This window comes from Pelovirga sp. C15f, assembly GCF_057178085.1.
Window position 1 is genome coordinate 464,127 of record NZ_JBXUCV010000001.1, and the last position, 16,138, is coordinate 480,264.

The 16,138-nt window shown below is 49.2% G+C and carries 13 protein-coding genes; 9 read left to right on the plus strand and 4 right to left on the minus strand.

The genetic code is table 11. The features are described from left to right. Window positions 1-122 precede the first annotated feature (122 nt). Together AC1931_RS02305 and AC1931_RS02310 are read left to right on the plus strand one after the other, a co-directional pair. Window positions 123-2,660 (plus strand): ATP-binding protein, encoded by a 2,538-nt coding sequence (locus tag AC1931_RS02305; RefSeq protein ID WP_483875611.1) that lies wholly within the window; start codon window positions 123-125, stop codon window positions 2,658-2,660. 100 nt (window positions 2,661-2,760) lie between these two features. Then, the gene (locus tag AC1931_RS02310) at window positions 2,761-4,134 is read left to right on the plus strand and encodes a sigma-54-dependent transcriptional regulator (RefSeq protein WP_483875612.1); all 1,374 of its coding nucleotides are present in this window, start codon (window positions 2,761-2,763) and stop codon (window positions 4,132-4,134) included. 37 nt (window positions 4,135-4,171) lie between these two features. Here AC1931_RS02310 and AC1931_RS02315 read toward each other — a convergent pair whose 3' ends face one another. Next, window positions 4,172-5,368, minus strand: coding sequence for a 6-phosphofructokinase (locus AC1931_RS02315; protein WP_483875613.1), 1,197 nt, complete (start codon window positions 5,366-5,368; stop codon window positions 4,172-4,174). 195 nt (window positions 5,369-5,563) lie between these two features. Here AC1931_RS02315 and AC1931_RS02320 point away from each other — a divergent pair, with 195 nt between their 5' ends. After that, window positions 5,564-6,874 (plus strand): multiheme c-type cytochrome, encoded by a 1,311-nt coding sequence (locus AC1931_RS02320; RefSeq protein ID WP_483875614.1) that lies wholly within the window; start codon window positions 5,564-5,566, stop codon window positions 6,872-6,874. Window positions 6,875-6,946: 72 nt separating this feature from the next. On the opposite strand, the gene purB is transcribed toward AC1931_RS02320, so the two are convergent. Beyond that, entirely contained in the window at window positions 6,947-8,302 is a 1,356-nt protein-coding gene (purB, locus tag AC1931_RS02325) for an adenylosuccinate lyase (RefSeq protein WP_483875615.1), read from the minus strand. A 183-nt stretch (window positions 8,303-8,485) separates the two neighbouring features. Between purB and AC1931_RS02330 the strand changes: the two genes are divergently transcribed. Genes AC1931_RS02330 through AC1931_RS02345 form a run of 4 tightly spaced genes read left to right on the plus strand, consistent with a single transcriptional unit; the run spans window position 8,486 to window position 13,716 of the window. Beyond that, window positions 8,486-9,388, plus strand: coding sequence for a patatin-like phospholipase family protein (locus AC1931_RS02330; protein WP_483875616.1), 903 nt, complete (start codon window positions 8,486-8,488; stop codon window positions 9,386-9,388). 36 nt (window positions 9,389-9,424) lie between these two features. Further along, window positions 9,425-10,906, plus strand: coding sequence for a M16 family metallopeptidase (locus tag AC1931_RS02335; protein WP_483875617.1), 1,482 nt, complete (start codon window positions 9,425-9,427; stop codon window positions 10,904-10,906). Then, window positions 10,903-12,315, plus strand: a complete 1,413-nt coding sequence (locus tag AC1931_RS02340) for a M16 family metallopeptidase (RefSeq protein ID WP_483875618.1) — start codon at window positions 10,903-10,905, stop codon at window positions 12,313-12,315. Before AC1931_RS02335 ends, AC1931_RS02340 begins: the two co-directional genes overlap by 4 nt. Window positions 12,316-12,324: 9 nt before the next feature. After that, window positions 12,325-13,716, plus strand: coding sequence for a YhjD/YihY/BrkB family envelope integrity protein (locus AC1931_RS02345; protein WP_483875619.1), 1,392 nt, complete (start codon window positions 12,325-12,327; stop codon window positions 13,714-13,716). Here AC1931_RS02345 and AC1931_RS02350 read toward each other — a convergent pair. Then, window positions 13,704-14,411, minus strand: coding sequence for a UDP-2,3-diacylglucosamine diphosphatase (locus tag AC1931_RS02350; RefSeq protein ID WP_483875620.1), 708 nt, complete (start codon window positions 14,409-14,411; stop codon window positions 13,704-13,706). The genes AC1931_RS02345 and AC1931_RS02350 overlap by 13 nt on opposite strands. Window positions 14,412-14,480: 69 nt before the next feature. Here AC1931_RS02350 and gloA point away from each other — a divergent pair, with 69 nt between their 5' ends. Beyond that, entirely contained in the window at window positions 14,481-14,870 is a 390-nt protein-coding gene (gene gloA / locus AC1931_RS02355; protein ID WP_483875621.1) for a lactoylglutathione lyase, read from the plus strand. 16 nt (window positions 14,871-14,886) lie between these two features. Then, window positions 14,887-15,657, plus strand: a complete 771-nt coding sequence (locus AC1931_RS02360; RefSeq protein ID WP_483875622.1) for a tetratricopeptide repeat protein — start codon at window positions 14,887-14,889, stop codon at window positions 15,655-15,657. Between the two features lie 78 nt (window positions 15,658-15,735). Here AC1931_RS02360 and AC1931_RS02365 read toward each other — a convergent pair whose 3' ends face one another. Continuing rightward, the gene (locus AC1931_RS02365; protein WP_483875623.1) at window positions 15,736-16,026 is read right to left on the minus strand and encodes a PxxKW family cysteine-rich protein; all 291 of its coding nucleotides are present in this window, start codon (window positions 16,024-16,026) and stop codon (window positions 15,736-15,738) included. Window positions 16,027-16,138 lie beyond the last annotated feature (112 nt).

A 16,138-nucleotide genomic window follows, 5' to 3' on the forward strand; every position in this document is an offset into this window, starting at 1 on the left:
TCATTTTTTTCATCACCAGACTGAATCAATAAGTATCCAGCAGGGCACATTCTAACCGATCCTTATGCCTGGCGAGCATGTGTCGATTGTGCCGCGCAAGGATTCTGGTTTATATTCTCACCATGCTACGCATAAAGCTTCATACCAAGGTTCTCGGTGCCCTGCTGTTGTTGGCACTGGTGCCGCTGATACTGCTCTTGTTCAGTTCGCATCACAGTTTGCGGCTGGTTGAAGATCTATTGCGTCAACGCACCACCGAAACCCTCGACACCCAGGCAACCAGAGCGCTGGAAAAAAGAACCCAGATGGTTGCTGATCAGATTTCTGCCTTTCTCCAGCAGATTGAAGGGACCCTCTTTGACCTGACCCTGCTGGAGCCTCGTCAGGACAATTATCAAAGATTCAGCAATAATCACCAGCGTCAGATCTGGTATCGCGGTGGCAGCAACAATAATCCAACGGAAATTCGCGAGACCGTTCCGCTTTACAGTGAGCTGGCATTTATCGATGCGACCGGCATCGAACGAGTCAGAATTGTCAATGGCAAACCATGTAAACAGCTAAGGGACATTACCGATCCTTATCAAACTACGTACCCGGGGGAAGATTATTTTGAACAGGCATCGCGACTTTCTCCAGGTGAGATCTGGACTACCCATCTTTCCGGTTGGCATGTCTCTCGCGATGAACAGTTGCAAGGTGCTGCCAATCCCCTCGAGGCAGTTGAAGGAAAAAAATACTCCGGGGTGATCCGTTTTGCCACTCCGGTCTACGACCAGGATGAATGGCAAGGAGTCGCAGTGCTTTCCCTGGATCATCGTCATCTGATGACCTTTACCCAGCATATATCGCCCATTGACGATCAGGATGCGGTTTTCCCCTCCTATGAGAGTGGCAACTATGCTTTCCTGTTTGATGATGAAGGATGGATGATTACTCATCCAAAGTTCTGGAATATCAGGGGATTTGATACCAATGGAGAGTTGGTGCCACCCTATACGGTCGATACACCACAAAAGGTTATTGAGGCCGGAAGGATTCCTTTTAATTTATTAACCGCAGGTTTTGTCCATCCTAACTACCCGCAGGTTGCCAATCTGGTACGACGCGGTGAATCCGGTGCCCTGTCAACAGTCAATGTTGGTGGTTCAAACAAAATCATGGCCTATGCGCCGATCCCCTACAACAAGGGTGTTTATCGGCAATCAGGAGTATTTGGTGGTATTACCATCGGTGCTGAAATCGATCTGTTTCATTTGCCAGCCACATCAACGGCGCTACTGATTGAGAATGAAATCAGTAATTATCTGATGCAATCCTGGCTGGTTATTTCCATCACGGTACTGCTTGTTGCCTTTGTTGCCTATCTGCTGTCAAACAGCATTGTGCGACCGATTCAATTGCTGACCGAGGGGACCCGCGAGATGACCAGCGGCCATCAACTGCGGGTAAAGGTTGACGTAACATCCAACGATGAGGTCGGGGCACTGGCTGAGGCCTTTAATCAGATGGTTGAAGAGTTGACCCGCCGCCGCGAACGCCTGCTACGAACCATGCAGGCCTTGCGACATTCCCGCAAGGAGATTATTTCTGAACGAAACTTCAAAAATACTCTGTTTGAAAACATTGAAACCGGCTTGATTACCTTCGACTCTCAGGGACATGTCACATCGGCAAACGGGTCGGCCTGTCGTATCCTCCATATACCGCGTCCAGTTGATAACCCGGCCTGGCAACAGCTGTTGAATGATTGGCCGGAATTAATACGTGTGCTCGACAAATGGTTCAATAACAGCGATTGCGATCGTATGAACTCACGCCCTCTCTATGTTCCGATTGAACGTAAGGGCCGCAAGTTAACCTACCGTACAGCTTTGTTTCCTTTAAGTTTTCGTCAACAGGATGGCTGGTTGTTAACCATCGAAGATTTAACTGAACGGGTGAACATGCGCCAGCAGATGGCGCGCATGGATCGTCTGGCGTCCCTTGGCCGGATGTCGGCAGGGATTGCTCATGAAGTGCGTAATCCATTGACTGGCGTCAGTCTGCTGTTAGATGAGCTCCATGACCGTCTGCTTGGTCAAGAGTCCGACCAGTTACTGATCCGCAGAGCCCTTGAAGAAATTGAACGTCTGGAATCACTGGTTTCACAGATGCTGCGATTTTCTGCTGCTAAGGCGCCCAAATTGAATAATGGCAGAATTGATGAGGTGTTGCATGATTCCATCTTTCTGTTGCGCAATCAGTGTCAGCGTCTGCAGGTTAGAATCATTGAACATATTGCTGCCGATCTTCCTGCCCTGCTGCTGGATGCAGACCGAATCAAGCAGGTGGTCCTGAACCTGCTCAACAACGCTCTTGATGCCATGCCGAATGGTGGTGATCTGAAGATCAGCGCTGAACAGGTTGACAATAACATCCTGATCACAATTGCTGATAGCGGGGAAGGAATCAATGCTGATCAGCTGCCTTTGGTATTTGAGCCCTTTTTTACTACCAAAGGGCAGGGGACCGGCTTGGGTCTTTCAATTTGTCACAATATTATTACCGAGCATGGCGGTGATATTCAGATAGACAGCACGTTGCAGCTGGGCACGCGTGTTCAGATCCTCCTTCCCTTAACCTCTGACCTGCCTGTTTCCGTGAATGAAACACCCTGAACCGCTCTTTCCCCTGACTGGCGAAAATTCACCATTTTGTTTTGGACAGACCTGAAAAATAGGGATATTCTGGCGCCAAAATAAATTGTGGAGGAACAGCATGGAAAAAATTCTGATTGTGGATGATGAAGCATTTATCCGTGAAAATCTTGAACGGATTTTGACCGAAGACGGCTATCGCACTTGCTCGACCGGGAGCGCCGGCGAGGCCATCAATATCGTTACCGAGGATGAAATCGGGCTGGTTCTGCTCGACTTGAATCTGGGCAGCAGTAGTGGCCTTGAGGTGTTGCGCTCCATGCGCGATATTGATCCTGAACTGCTGGTTATCATTATTACCGGCTACGGCACGGTTGAGAGCGCTGTTGAAGCTCTCAAGATCGGTGCCTACGACTATATCAAAAAACCATTCAAAGCTGATGCCATCCATCTGATTGTCAAACTCGCTCTGGAAACACAAAGCCTGAGGCGTAAGGTCAAGCGTTTGTCGCCTCGCGATGCTGATGGAATCAACATGGTTGGCAACAGCCCGCAGTTGATGCAGATTTTCAGGCAGATACGGGAAGTGGCCAAACATGAAACATCAACAGTGCTGTTGACCGGCGATAGCGGCACGGGTAAAGAACTTGTAGCTCAGGCTATTCATCAGCTGTCACCACGCTGTGCCCAACCTTTTATCGAAATCAATTGTGGATCTCTGCCTTTCAATCTGCTGGAAACAGAACTCTTTGGCCATGAGCGGGGAGCTTTTACTGATGCCAAAACCCGTAAAATAGGACTCTTTGAAGAATCAGACGGGGGGTCAATCTTTCTCGATGAAATTGGCGAGATGGATCTTGGACTGCAGGTTAAATTACTGCGGGTTCTTGAGGACAGAAAGATCCGTCGTTTGGGTGGTAATCGCAATATTGATATCAATGTCCGCATTATTGCTGCGACTAACGCTGATCTCAAGGGGGCCATTGAGCGTCGCGAATTTCGTGAAGATCTTTATTATCGGCTGAATGTTTTCCCGATTCATATCCCGCCACTGCGCGAGCGGCGAGAGGATATTCCGGTGTTGCTGGAACACTTCCTTCAGCATTTCAGTCTTGAATTCAAAAAACGGATGCGATCTTTCAGCCGTGAAGCGCTGGAACTGATGTTACGCTATCATTGGCCGGGAAACGTGCGTGAACTGCGTAATGTGGTTGAACGAATCTGCATTATGAATGATGTTGAGATCATCCAGCCGGCTCACTTGCCACGAGAAATCTGGGGTGAAGCACCACAAAGCACATTGCCGGTTCATTGCGATATCCCCCCGGAAGGGATCTTACTCGAAGATGTGATTGATCGCTTTGAGCGGGAACTGGTGGAAAAGGCGTTCATCATTTCAGGAGGGAATGTTGCCAAGACCGCGCGGATTCTCAATGTGCCGCGTGGCACCTTACGCTATAAACTGGAGAAATATCAGCTCGGTGACGACCAGTAGGGGCACGGCGCGCCGTGCCCCTACGTCACAGCAATGTTCACCTGTCGCTGGTCATAATAAACAATGGCTGATGCATGAATGATTCATATTTTGGCCGCAACCGCTCAATGTTATAGTATTTATTCACATTGATGATTTTCTTCTGACCGGTGACTGTAGTAATGGGTACGGTATCATAACGCCCATTATGGATACTCACCAGTCGCCCAGACGTTCCTTCCAGCACCAGATCAAGAGCCAGATTGCCGAAAGCCATAGGAACCATCGAATCGAGGGCATCCGGTTCACCACAGCGCACCAGATAGCCCAGACGCTGGTTCAGCACATTGATGGTGCGACCATTATTGTATCTCGGTGACAGCTCCTTCAACTGTGCGGCCACCCGGTCACCGATTCCACCGAGTTTGCGGTGACCGTACTGATCCACCTCACTGCTCTCAAAAGACATTTCCTTGTCATTTTTCAACACAGCTCCTTCAGAAACCAGCAATACCGAATATTTACTCGGATTGCGGTTGCGATCTTTGGTTGCCAATTCTGCCAGTAGTTCCATCTCAATGGGATGTTCAGGGATCAGACAGCGATCGGCAGCGCCGGCCATGGTTGGAAGCAGGGCGGTGAATCCGGCGTAGCGCCCGAACACCTCGATAACCAGATAGCGTTCATGGCTACCGGCCGATGTACGCAAACGATGGGTCAGTTCGATAGTCCGGGTGACACAGGTTGAAAAACCGATACAATAATCGGTACCCGGCACATCATTGTCCATGGTTTTAGGGATAGCCACAACCTTGACGCCCTCTTCATGAAGACGCTGGGCATAGCTTAAGGTGTCATCTCCACCAATGGGAATGAGAAAGTCAAGACCAAGGTAATCGATATTTTTCAATACCTCTGCTGTTACGTCATTGATGCTGTCAGTGTAACTGTCACGCAGATGCTCAGGCAGGTTGGCTTTCGGTAGGTGACTGGGCCGGGTGCGCGAAGTATGCAGAAATGTACCACCTGTGCGTCCGGCGCGGTTGACTATATCTGTTGTCAGTTCAATAAAATTGCCACTGTTGTCGGCTTTATCATCGCGGACAACTTCTACCAGTCCGGCCCAGCCGCGGCGAATGCCAATAACCCGGTAACCTTCCCGCTTGGCACGAATTGTCACCGCGCGAATTGCTGGGTTAAGACCGGGGACATCCCCTCCGCCGGTGAGAATGCCGATGGTTCCTTTATGGGCCATTTTCTACTCCCTATTCTGTTAGTGTTGATGATTTTGATGTTAGCGTTTTGATCACAGCAAAGCAAAATAAAAGGATAAAATCTCGCAACAATCAGGGTGGCCTTTAAAACTTCTTTATCTATGGGTATTTTGCATATAGAATTTAACTATAAGTTAGGTTGTTTTTGCGATATTTCATGAATTGAAGGAGGTTTTATGCTCTGGGAATCCCCTGTATCACGCGGCTTTTTATTATTTGTGTTTATTATGTTCTTTATCGCATCACCCCTGTTCTCTGCTGTTGAGCCCCCGGTAAATCAGCTGCTCGTTGAAAAACAGCAATTCGAACCCGGCTCATTTGAAGATCCCGGGGTCTGTATTGCCTGTCACTACGACATTTACGAGCAATGGTCCAAGTCTATGCATGCCTACGCGTGGGAGAACAAATGGTATCAGGATGATTATCAACTGGCCCATCGTGAAACAGATGGTGCCACTGATGTTTTCTGTGCAGCCTGTCATGCCCCTGTTGCCGCCCGTACCGGTCAGCTGCCGCCCCATGATGGCAGCCAGTTTGATGCTACCAGTAAACGTGGAATTTCCTGCGATTTTTGTCATACGGTAACCGGCATAGAACGGACGTACAATATGGGTCACGTTTCAGAGCCCGGACCGATGAAATATGCCAACCGCGGAGACGGGGAGTCCCCTTATCATGGGGTTGTTTATTCAAAAATTCACACAGATGCGGTTTTTTGTGGTTCCTGCCACAGTGTTAAACATCCGGTGACTGATGTTGCCGTTATTGATACCTATGATGACTGGCTGAGTGGTCCCTATGCTGACCAGGGGATCACTTGTCAGGATTGTCACATGACACCAACCCCGGGTGTCGGCAGCAACCCTGGAAAATCGAGTCCCATCGGTCAGGAGCGTGACAATGTCGCTGTTCATACCTTTGCCGGGGGCAGTGTGATTGCCCAACGAAATATGGGTAACGATCACCAGGCCAAGCTAGCGGAAGACATGTTGAAAGCCGCTGCCAGGTTGAGTCTCGAACCGAAGGTTACTGCTGACCAGTTGGCATTGACCGTTCATGTTGACAATGTCGGTGCCGGTCATAAAATCCCGACAGGTGTTACCTATATCCGAAAAATGTGGCTGGAAGTTCAGGTTATTGATGATAAGGACACAGTTGTTTTCAGCTCAGGGCTGGTCGACGACAAAAATCATGTAGACCCTGACGCGGTGTTTTACCGTCTGTTGTTCAAGGACAGTGACGGCAATTTAACCGGCAAGAGTTGGCGAGCTGTTGCTATCGGTTACGACCGCCGTATTCCAGCCCGGGGACGCGATACCGAGATTTATTCGATTAAACTGCCGGCGGCCGGTTCTTATCGTGCTGATGTTCGCCTGATGTATCGTTCCTTATCCCAGGAAACCCTGGATTTCCATGAAGGGGATAATTCAGAAAAAATTGAAAGTATAGAGATGGCAACAGCCAGTGTGGCGATCGAGAGTTCCTGATTTATCGCTGATAAGTTTACATTCAAAAGGCCCCTCCGTCATGCTGGACACAGGGGCCTTTTGACTTTTTTTTCAATCAAGCAAATCAACGATGCGATCCGCCATGCCGATATAGGAGGCAGGGGACATGGCGAGTAGCCGCTGCCTGTCTTCTTCGGCCAGATCCAGCTGTTCAATAAAGGTGCGTATGGTTGTGGCGTTAATGACCTGTCCACGGGTTAAATCTTTGAGCTTTTCGTAGGGTTTCTCGATACCGGCCTTACGCATGACGGTCTGGATCGGTTCAGCCAGGACCTCCCAGGCCTGATCGAGATCGGCGGCCAGCTTGTCCCGATTCAGTTTGAGCTTACCAATTCCCTTGATAGTGGCATGGCAGGCAATCATGGTATAGCCAAATCCCACGCCCATGTTGCGCAAGACCGTGGAATCGGTCAGATCGCGCTGCAGGCGTGAAATCGGTAGTTTATTCGACAGGTGCTGGAAGATGGCATTGGCCAGACCGCAATTCCCTTCCGAATTTTCAAAATCAATGGGGTTGACCTTGTGGGGCATGGTCGAGGATCCAACTTCACCGACAACAGTCTTTTGACCGAAGTAGGCCATGGAGATATAGGTCCAGATGTCGCGGTTGAAATCGATCAGGATGGTGTTCCAGCGGGTCATGGCGTCAAAAAGCTCGGCCATATAATCATGGGGTTCAATCTGGGTGGTAAAGAGATTTTGTGACAGGCCGAGTTCACTGGTAATCATCTCACCGCTTAATCGCACCCAGTCAACATCGGGATAGGCAGACAAATGGGCATTAAAATTACCGACGGCACCATTGATTTTGCCAAAAAGTTCGACCTGCCTGATCTGCTGACATTGACGCCTCAGGCGTGATACAAATACCGCCAGTTCCTTGCCGAGGGTTGTTGGCGATGCGGTTTGGCCATGGGTGCGCGCCAGCATAGGGACGCTGCCATACTCCTTAGCAAGAGCACTGATCAACTCGACAATCTGCTCCTGCAAGGGCAATAAAAGCTGCAGCCCATCTTTAAGCATCAGCGCATGGGAGAGGTTGTTGATATCTTCCGAAGTGCAGGCGAAATGAATAAATTCACTGAGATCTTGCAGGCTGGTGTCGGCAATCTGTTCCTTTAAGTAGTACTCAATAGCTTTGACGTCATGATTGGTGACCGCTTCAATCTTTTTAACTTTTTCCGCCTCGACCGGAGTAAAATCGATAATCACCTGGCGCAATGTGCTTTCTTCCGCCGCACTGATCTGCCGGCACTCGGGGATCCCAGGCTCTTTACTTAAAGCGAGCAACCACAGGACTTCGACCCGGATGCGATTGCGCATGAGTGCGTACTCCGAAAATGCGTCGATCAGTGGGGCCACCTTGGCGGCATAACGACCATCAATTGGTGATATTGCAGTAATCATCCCTTGCTCCTTCTTTTTTTCTATTAAACTTTTCGAATCGGCACTATAGCGGTGGACTCAGGCTGCTGCAACTTCTTTATTTTTTCATCAATAGTTTGGTGCGGGTCTCTTGTCAAATGATATTCGGACAGTTTACCCTTAAATGGTGTACATTTAAATCATTCGTGGAGTAACGGGGTTCCAGTGGCAAAAACCAAAAATAAAACTGTTTCTTTAGTATTGGGTAGCGGTGGAGCGCGAGGTCTGGCCCATATCGGGGTGATTCAGGTCCTGGAACAACAGGGATATGACATTCGTTCTATCTCCGGCTCTTCCATGGGTGCACTGGTAGGGGGTATCTATGCTGCCGGGCATTTATCGACATATACCAAATGGGTCAAAGCCCTTGATCGTTTCGATGTGCTTAAGTTGCTTGATGTGTCATTCAGTGGATCAGCTTTTTTCAAAGGGGAACGAATTATCTCAACCCTGCGTGAATTGATTGGTGACAGCAATATTGAAGATTTACCCATTTCCTTTACGGCTGTTGCCACTGACCTTGATGAGAGCAGAGAAGTCTGGTTGTCAAGCGGCCCTTTGTTTGACGCAATTCGTGCATCGATTGCCTTTCCCACGGTTTTTTCTGCGATGAACTATCATGGCAAAACACTGGTTGATGGCGGTTTGCTGAATCCGGTACCGGTTGCACCTACCCTCCATGATCATACTGATCTGACAATTGTTGTCAGTCTGAGTGGTAAATCGAGACACATTTTGCCGGTGCAGCATGAACCCGACAGCAAAAATGGTCGCAGTACTGGTTATCACAAAAAGATTATTGACTTTATTGAGTCCCTGCAGCGCAAAAATAATCGTAAAAATGAGCATCATGACGAAAACTTTTTTGATGTTATTTCAAAAAGTCTTGATGCCATGCAGTCAACCATCGCACGTCTCAAACTGGCAGCCTACACTCCAGATATCGTGATCGAAATTCCAAAGAATGTGTCTACTATCTACGAATTCGAACGGGCACATGAATTAATCGAAATCGGTCGCCAGGAGACCGAAGCTGTCTTACGTCATTTCAATGGACATCATTACTAAACCAGCTGCCGTTAGGTGGTGGAGGACAATTTAAAAATGTATCGACAATTTTTTCTGTTTATTCTTTTCTGTTTGGTTTTTTCGCCCGCTGGCGCTTTTGCTGAAAGTCTGAGTGAACGGGTGCATGAACATCAACTTGAAAATGGCCTGACGGTCCTGCTGGTAGAGCGGCATAACTCGCCGACAGTCGCTGCCTATATCAGCTTCAGGGTGGGTGCGGTTAACGAGAACAGTGAAGAGCGTGGTATAGCACATATGCTCGAACATATGTTGTTCAAGGGCACCGAGACTCTGGGAACCCGTGATTTTAAGGCAGAACTACCGTTGCTTCAACAGATCGAAAAAACCGGCGCCCAGCTGGATCTTCTTAAAAGTCAAGCGGATGCCGACGTTGAAGAGCTGCAACGGTTACACACCCGTTTGGATCAGCTCCAGCTGGAGCACCGTGAATGGGTAGTTAAGGACGAATTTTCCCGTATCTACGCTGAACAGGGCGGTGTCGGATATAACGCCTTTACCAGCAAGGATCAAACCAGTTACTTGATCAATTTGCCTGCCAATAAACTTGAGCTGTGGGCTGCGATCGAGTCAGATCGTCTGCGTAATGCAGTTTTTCGTGAATTTTTTACCGAACGTGAAGTTGTCCAGGAAGAACGCCGCCGTGCTGTAGACGTCAATCCAGGGGGGAAGTTGTATGAAAATATGCTCGCTACAGCGTTCCAGGTCCATCCATATCGTCACCCTATTATTGGTTGGGATTCTGACATTCAGGGGTTCAGTTTGCCAAAAATTCGTGAATTTTTTTCTGCTTACTATGCCCCGGCCAATATGATTATTACCCTGGTAGGAGCCATTGATCAGGATGATACACTGGCAATGATCAATGACTATTTTGGTGATTTGCCGCCCGGGACAAAGGTTCCCGCGGTAACCGATCGCGAACCGCCACAACGCGGAGAGCGTCGAATTCATGTTGATTTTGATGCGCAGCCACGACTGATGATTGCTTACCATAAGCCGACCCTGCCGCATCCTGATGACTATAGCTTTGACCTGCTTGCCAGTGTTTTGACACAGGGGCGAACCTCTCGGCTCTATCAGTCATTAGTGGTCGAACAGCAGCTGGTCACGGATGTCGGCGTATTTACCGCCCCTGGATCACGATATGATAACCTGCTGGTGTTCACTCTGTTGCCGCGCAACGGTGTTTCATTAATGGCAGTAGAAACCGCCCTGGAAAACGAGCTGCAACGGCTGTTGAGTGATCCCTTGAGTTCTGCGGAGATTGATAAGGCCCGTCGACAAATTACTACATCATTATTGCGTGGTATCAGGACCAACAGCGGTCTGGCAAGAACGCTGTCGATTTATCAGGTGATTGGTGACTGGAAATATCTGGTCACTTACGAAGATCGGCTTAATTCAGTCACTCCGGACGATTTAAAGAGAGTCGTTACCACCTACCTGCACAATGCCAATCGCACTGTGGCAACCTTGAGTCGGGGAGGGGAGGAATGAAAAAGTTGCTCACAGGCTTTTATGCGTTTATTCTGTTGCTTGCGGTTATGGTTCAGAACACATCAGCCCTGCGGCCTGACCAGCTGACGTTCCCCCCCCTTGAACTGATTTTCCCTGCTATTTCACAACAGCACACAGTTAACGGGATGATCATCTACCTTAAAGAAAATGATGAGTTACCACTGGTTGATCTGACCCTTATGGTGCCTGGGGGCAGTATCTATGACCCGTTGGATAAAACCGGTTTGTCTGAGTGGTTTGCCCAGTCGCTGGAAACCGGGGGCACGGCATCGTTAACCCCGGCCCAACTGGAAGAAGAGCTTGATCGCATGGCTGCACAGTTAAGTGTAACCAGCAGCGGCTACAATTTTCAGATCGATTTATCCGTTCATCAGCGTGACTTGACCCACGCCATGGAATTGCTTGTTGATCTGTTACGGCGGCCGCGTTTTGACCGTGAGCGGGTGGATCTGGCCAGACAGCAGTTGATCGAAGCTGTCCACCGTCAGAATGATCGACCAGCAGCTATCGCCAGCCGCTACCTGGCTCGAGCGATAAACCCGGGGCACCCTTTCGGAGTTGAACCAACCCTTCAGACTCTGGATAATTTAACGACCGCCGATCTGGTTGCTGTGCATCAGCGTTTTTTCCAACCACAGCAGATCTGGTGGGGGATCTCTGGTGCTATCAATAAAGATGAAATCCTCGACCTTCTCTCAGTTTATACGGGCGACTGGAAAAATGGAGTGGCAGGCGATCTCTCTTTACCGGGTCTTCCCGCATCGCTAACCCCGCGTATTACCATCATCGATCGTCAACTCAGTCAAACGACCCTGCTCATGGGGCACCGGGGAATCAGTAAAGACAACCCGGACCTGCATGCCGTGCGTCTGGCTAATTACCTGCTGGGCGGCGGCGGCTTTAATTCACGTTTGATGCGTGAAATCCGCTCCAATCGCGGATTGGCATATTCGATCTACTCCATGTATCAGCCCGGACGCTATCTGCCTGAACTGTTTGTTGTCAGTGGAGAAACCCGCAATGATGGTGCCGTTGAGGTTATCCAGCTGGTACGCGACATGATGAAAGACCTGATCATTTCCGGGGTGACACATGATGAGCTTGAATCAGCCAAGAACAGCCTGATTAATTCTTTTATTTTTGCTTTTGAGGATACCCATGCTGTGGTTACCCAGAAAATGCGCCTGGACTTTTATGCCTATCCCGATGAGTACCTTGAAACCTATCAGGATCGGATAAAAGCCTTAACCGCCGAAGATGTTCAACGCGTGGCGCGCGAGTACTTCCGACCGGACCAGCTGCACATTGTACTGGTGGGAGACAGTGGTATACTGCTTCCAGATCTGCACGAAGAAGCGCTGGCTACTGAGCTGGTTGAACTTGACTAAGGCAGGACGATGACAGAAGCGGCACCACAACAAAATAGTCTGAAACAACAGCTTAAACGGCTGGTCTGGGAGCAGAATCTGCAAGAGATGCCCTGGGCTAAACGGACGCTGTTACGCCAGCTGCAGATGGTGGTTCTGGTGATCCGTGATTTTTACAACAATCGCAGTTTGTTGCGGGCTTCAGCCCTGACATATTACACCATCCTGTCGCTGGTGCCCTTGCTGGCATTGACCTTTGCGTTGCTTAAAGCTTTTGGAGTGCAGAATCAGCTGCAACCATTGATTCTCGACAAACTGAATGTTGGTGACGGGCAAATCGCAGAAGCAATTGTCGGTTATATCAACAATACCCAGGTTGCCCAGATGGGCGCGGTCGGGCTGGTCTTCCTGCTGGTTGCGGTGATTTCCCTGTTGACCAATATCGAAGCGGCCTTCAATGATATCTGGGGAGTTAACACCCTCAGACCATTACTTCGGCGTTTTTCGGATTACCTGTCGGTCATTCTGGTTGGACCGGTTCTGCTGATCAGTGCTATTTCCATGACCTCATCGTTGATCAGCCACAGTTTCACCCAAAGTTTGATTGAGATGCAGATGATCGGCTCATTGATTGTTTTCGTACTGAAAATTACCCCATTTATCTTTATGTGGCTGGCCTTCACCCTGCTTTACGTCTTCATGTCCAATATCAAAGTTCAATGGCAGGCGGCACTGATCGGCGGTGTCGTTGGCGGCACCTTGTGGCAGATCGCGCAACTTGGTTATGTCCATTTTCAGGTAGGCGTTGCTCGCTATAATGCCATTTACGGAACGATGGCTGCGCTGCCGATCTTTATGGTGTGGGTGTATTTATCGTGGGTGATTGTTTTGTTTGGCCTCGGGGTCTGCTATGCCAAGCAGAATCTGCGTACCGGTGCGCGCGATCTGCGCAGTAACGAGGTGAATCGACGGAGCTTTGAACAGGTGACATTGGCACTTCTGGTGACCCTGGCTGACCGGTTCCATCGTGGCGATCCGGCGATCAATCATGACAAGTTGGCAAGATTACTGTATGTTCCCCCTCGTCTGTGCCGAGCCATTCTCACGCAGCTCGAACAGCTCGGTCTGGTTACTGAAATAAGCGGTCATGCCGGCTGGCCAAGCTACCAGCTCGGCCGTGATGCTGACAACCTGAGTGTGTACGGAATCTATAGGATGTTGCGCAATGTCGGAGAGGATGTCATGTACCTGCATCCCCATTCCCAAACAACGGTGGCGCTGGAAACCTGTCGCAGCCTTGACGAGCTGGTTGATAACCAATTTGGTGCCGTCACTTTGAAGGACCTGGTGATGCGCAGCCGGCAGAAAGACAGTGATTCTGCCGATCTAAAGGATGATGACCCCCTGACTCAGCCGGAATAGGATAACACACTGATCTGGCCGTCTGTCAGCTGGACGTAGCAGCGGCGGTTTTGCCAATCACCGAGGGCAATGACTTCACGTTCATGCTGCCAAAAATGTACCGGAACATGAAAATGTCCACAAATGACCAGATCACACGGGTCGGCTATCGCGTTGGTGTTAAATTCCCGCAGCCATGGGGTGGGATCGTAGGGTTGACGACAAGAGCGTTTGTGTTGCGATTTATCACTTAACCAGATGCCGAATTTCCAGACCAGATCCGGGTGAATCAGACGTGATAAAAACCGGACAAAAGAACTGCGCCACAGTTTTCGCAGACACCGATAGGCTGGAGCCGGGTGAATCAGATCGCCGTGGCAAATCAACAGGGTGCGGTTATCCCATTGAATCAGCGACTGTTCGGTTATAACGGTACAGCCCAGGGTATCGCGAAAGTAGGGGCCAATGGAAAAATCATGGTTGCCTTCAACAAAATACAGTTTTGTCCCCTGCTGTGAAAGACGGTGTAATTGATCCAGCAGCGGCACGTAGGCTGCAAATACCAGGTGGTCATAGCCCAGCCAGAACTCAAAAATATCGCCGAGTAAAAACAGGGCGTCAAGGTCATCCTGTTGTTTCAACAGATTCAGCAGATCTTGATAGTTTTCGTCTGCAAAAGAGCGCAGATGGGCGTCGGAGAGAAAAATCGCTTTCATGGCAGCGACTATAATGAGCTGCTGTTAGCTTGTCAATGAATGATCATTTGAAGATCAAAGGAGAGTTTTATGTATTATCCAATGATACACATATGCTACCGCGTCATGGACCTTGAAGCGTCAGAAAAGTTTTATCAGGAAGCATTCGGTTTTAACATTTCGCGCAAAAAGGACTATCCGGAGGGGCGCTTTACGCTCTGTTATCTGCAATGCCCCGGATTGCCTTTTGAGCTTGAGTTGACTTACAACTATGACCCGCAAAAACCGTACATCATTGGTGACGGCTACTCCCATCTCGCCGTTGCCACCGATGATCTGGAAGGTTCACATCAGCGGCACAGCGCCATGGGACTCACCGTTACTCCACTTAAAGGGTTAACCGCAGGCCAGCCACGTTTTTATTTTGTTACCGATCCCGATGGTTTTCGGGTTGAAGTTGTACGTAGTACGTCCTCCTGACCGAAAAGAGTTATTCATGACTGACAAACGTTTATTTGATGCCGGCGCCCAGGCGCTTGAACGGGGTGATTTCCGAAAAGCCATTGACTGTTTTGAGAGGTTGTTGAAAGAAAACACAACAACTGAGTTAACCCTTGCTCTGGTCGAGGCTTACCTGGAAACCGGGGCCCACAAGAAGGCGTATCAATGTCTGAAAAATGGATTGGAAAAGCATCCGCAGGATATTGATCTGCTTTATGCCCTGGCCGACTACAACTTTGAGAATAATCGACAAGATGAGGCCCTTGCTACCTATCAGCAGATCATTGAGCTCGACCCCGAGGAAGCTGAAGCCTATGTCTGTAAGGCGATGGTCCTGCTTAGTCTGGATCAGGCTGAGGATGCTGTTGCGTTGTGCCAGACTGCCCTGAAAATCGAACCGGATCAAAGCTTTGCACTTAATGCGTTAGGTGATATTTACGCTCAACAAGGCAAGTTTGACACGGCAATAAAATTTTATCGACAGGCGGCACAACTTGATCCTGAAGATTCACAGCCCCTGCTGAATCTGGCCGATGCCCTGTACGAAGAAGGCCAGCTCGACGAAGCTGAAAAGTGTTGTCTTAAAGGCCTGGAACTTGACCCCAGCGTTGCCATGGGTTATTTCATCCTCGGCTCTATCTGCCTCGATCAGGAACGTACAGGTGAAGCGATAGAACATTTTGAACTGTTTTTGCGGCTGGAAAAAAGTCCTGCAGCACAAGATTTGCGCGCCGAAGTAGGTGCTGTTCTGGATGGCCTGAAATAAGCAGGGTGGATAATAAAAAAGGCACAGGCTGGAATTTTCCGACCTGTGCCTTTTACCGTAGAAACGTTGCCGGGATAATTACTTTTTCTTGCCGGCCGCTGCCCGCTTGGCGGCTTTGAGCGGATTAACGCGAACATCTGCAGATTTGATGTCAATCTTTTTATGGGTCGCAAAGTTGCACAAGCCGGCCGCCCATTTTGCTGCGGGATCTGGATAGGATGTGCAGACCTCACCAATGCTGCCGGTGACGACTCGATTACAACCCTGACATTGCTCAACGATAACCTTGCAACTCCCACCATCTGCGGTGCAACCGGCTTTTTTCCAGAAACTGCACTCTGTGCCGGGAAGAACTGTTTGACACTGCATCTTATATTTCCTCCTAAAGATTTCTTTGATACGTTCTCAAGAACGCTAACTAATATCGAATTTGTATTTTTGAGTCAATGGTTTTTATCGTTTAATTACCGCTGCAGGCAGA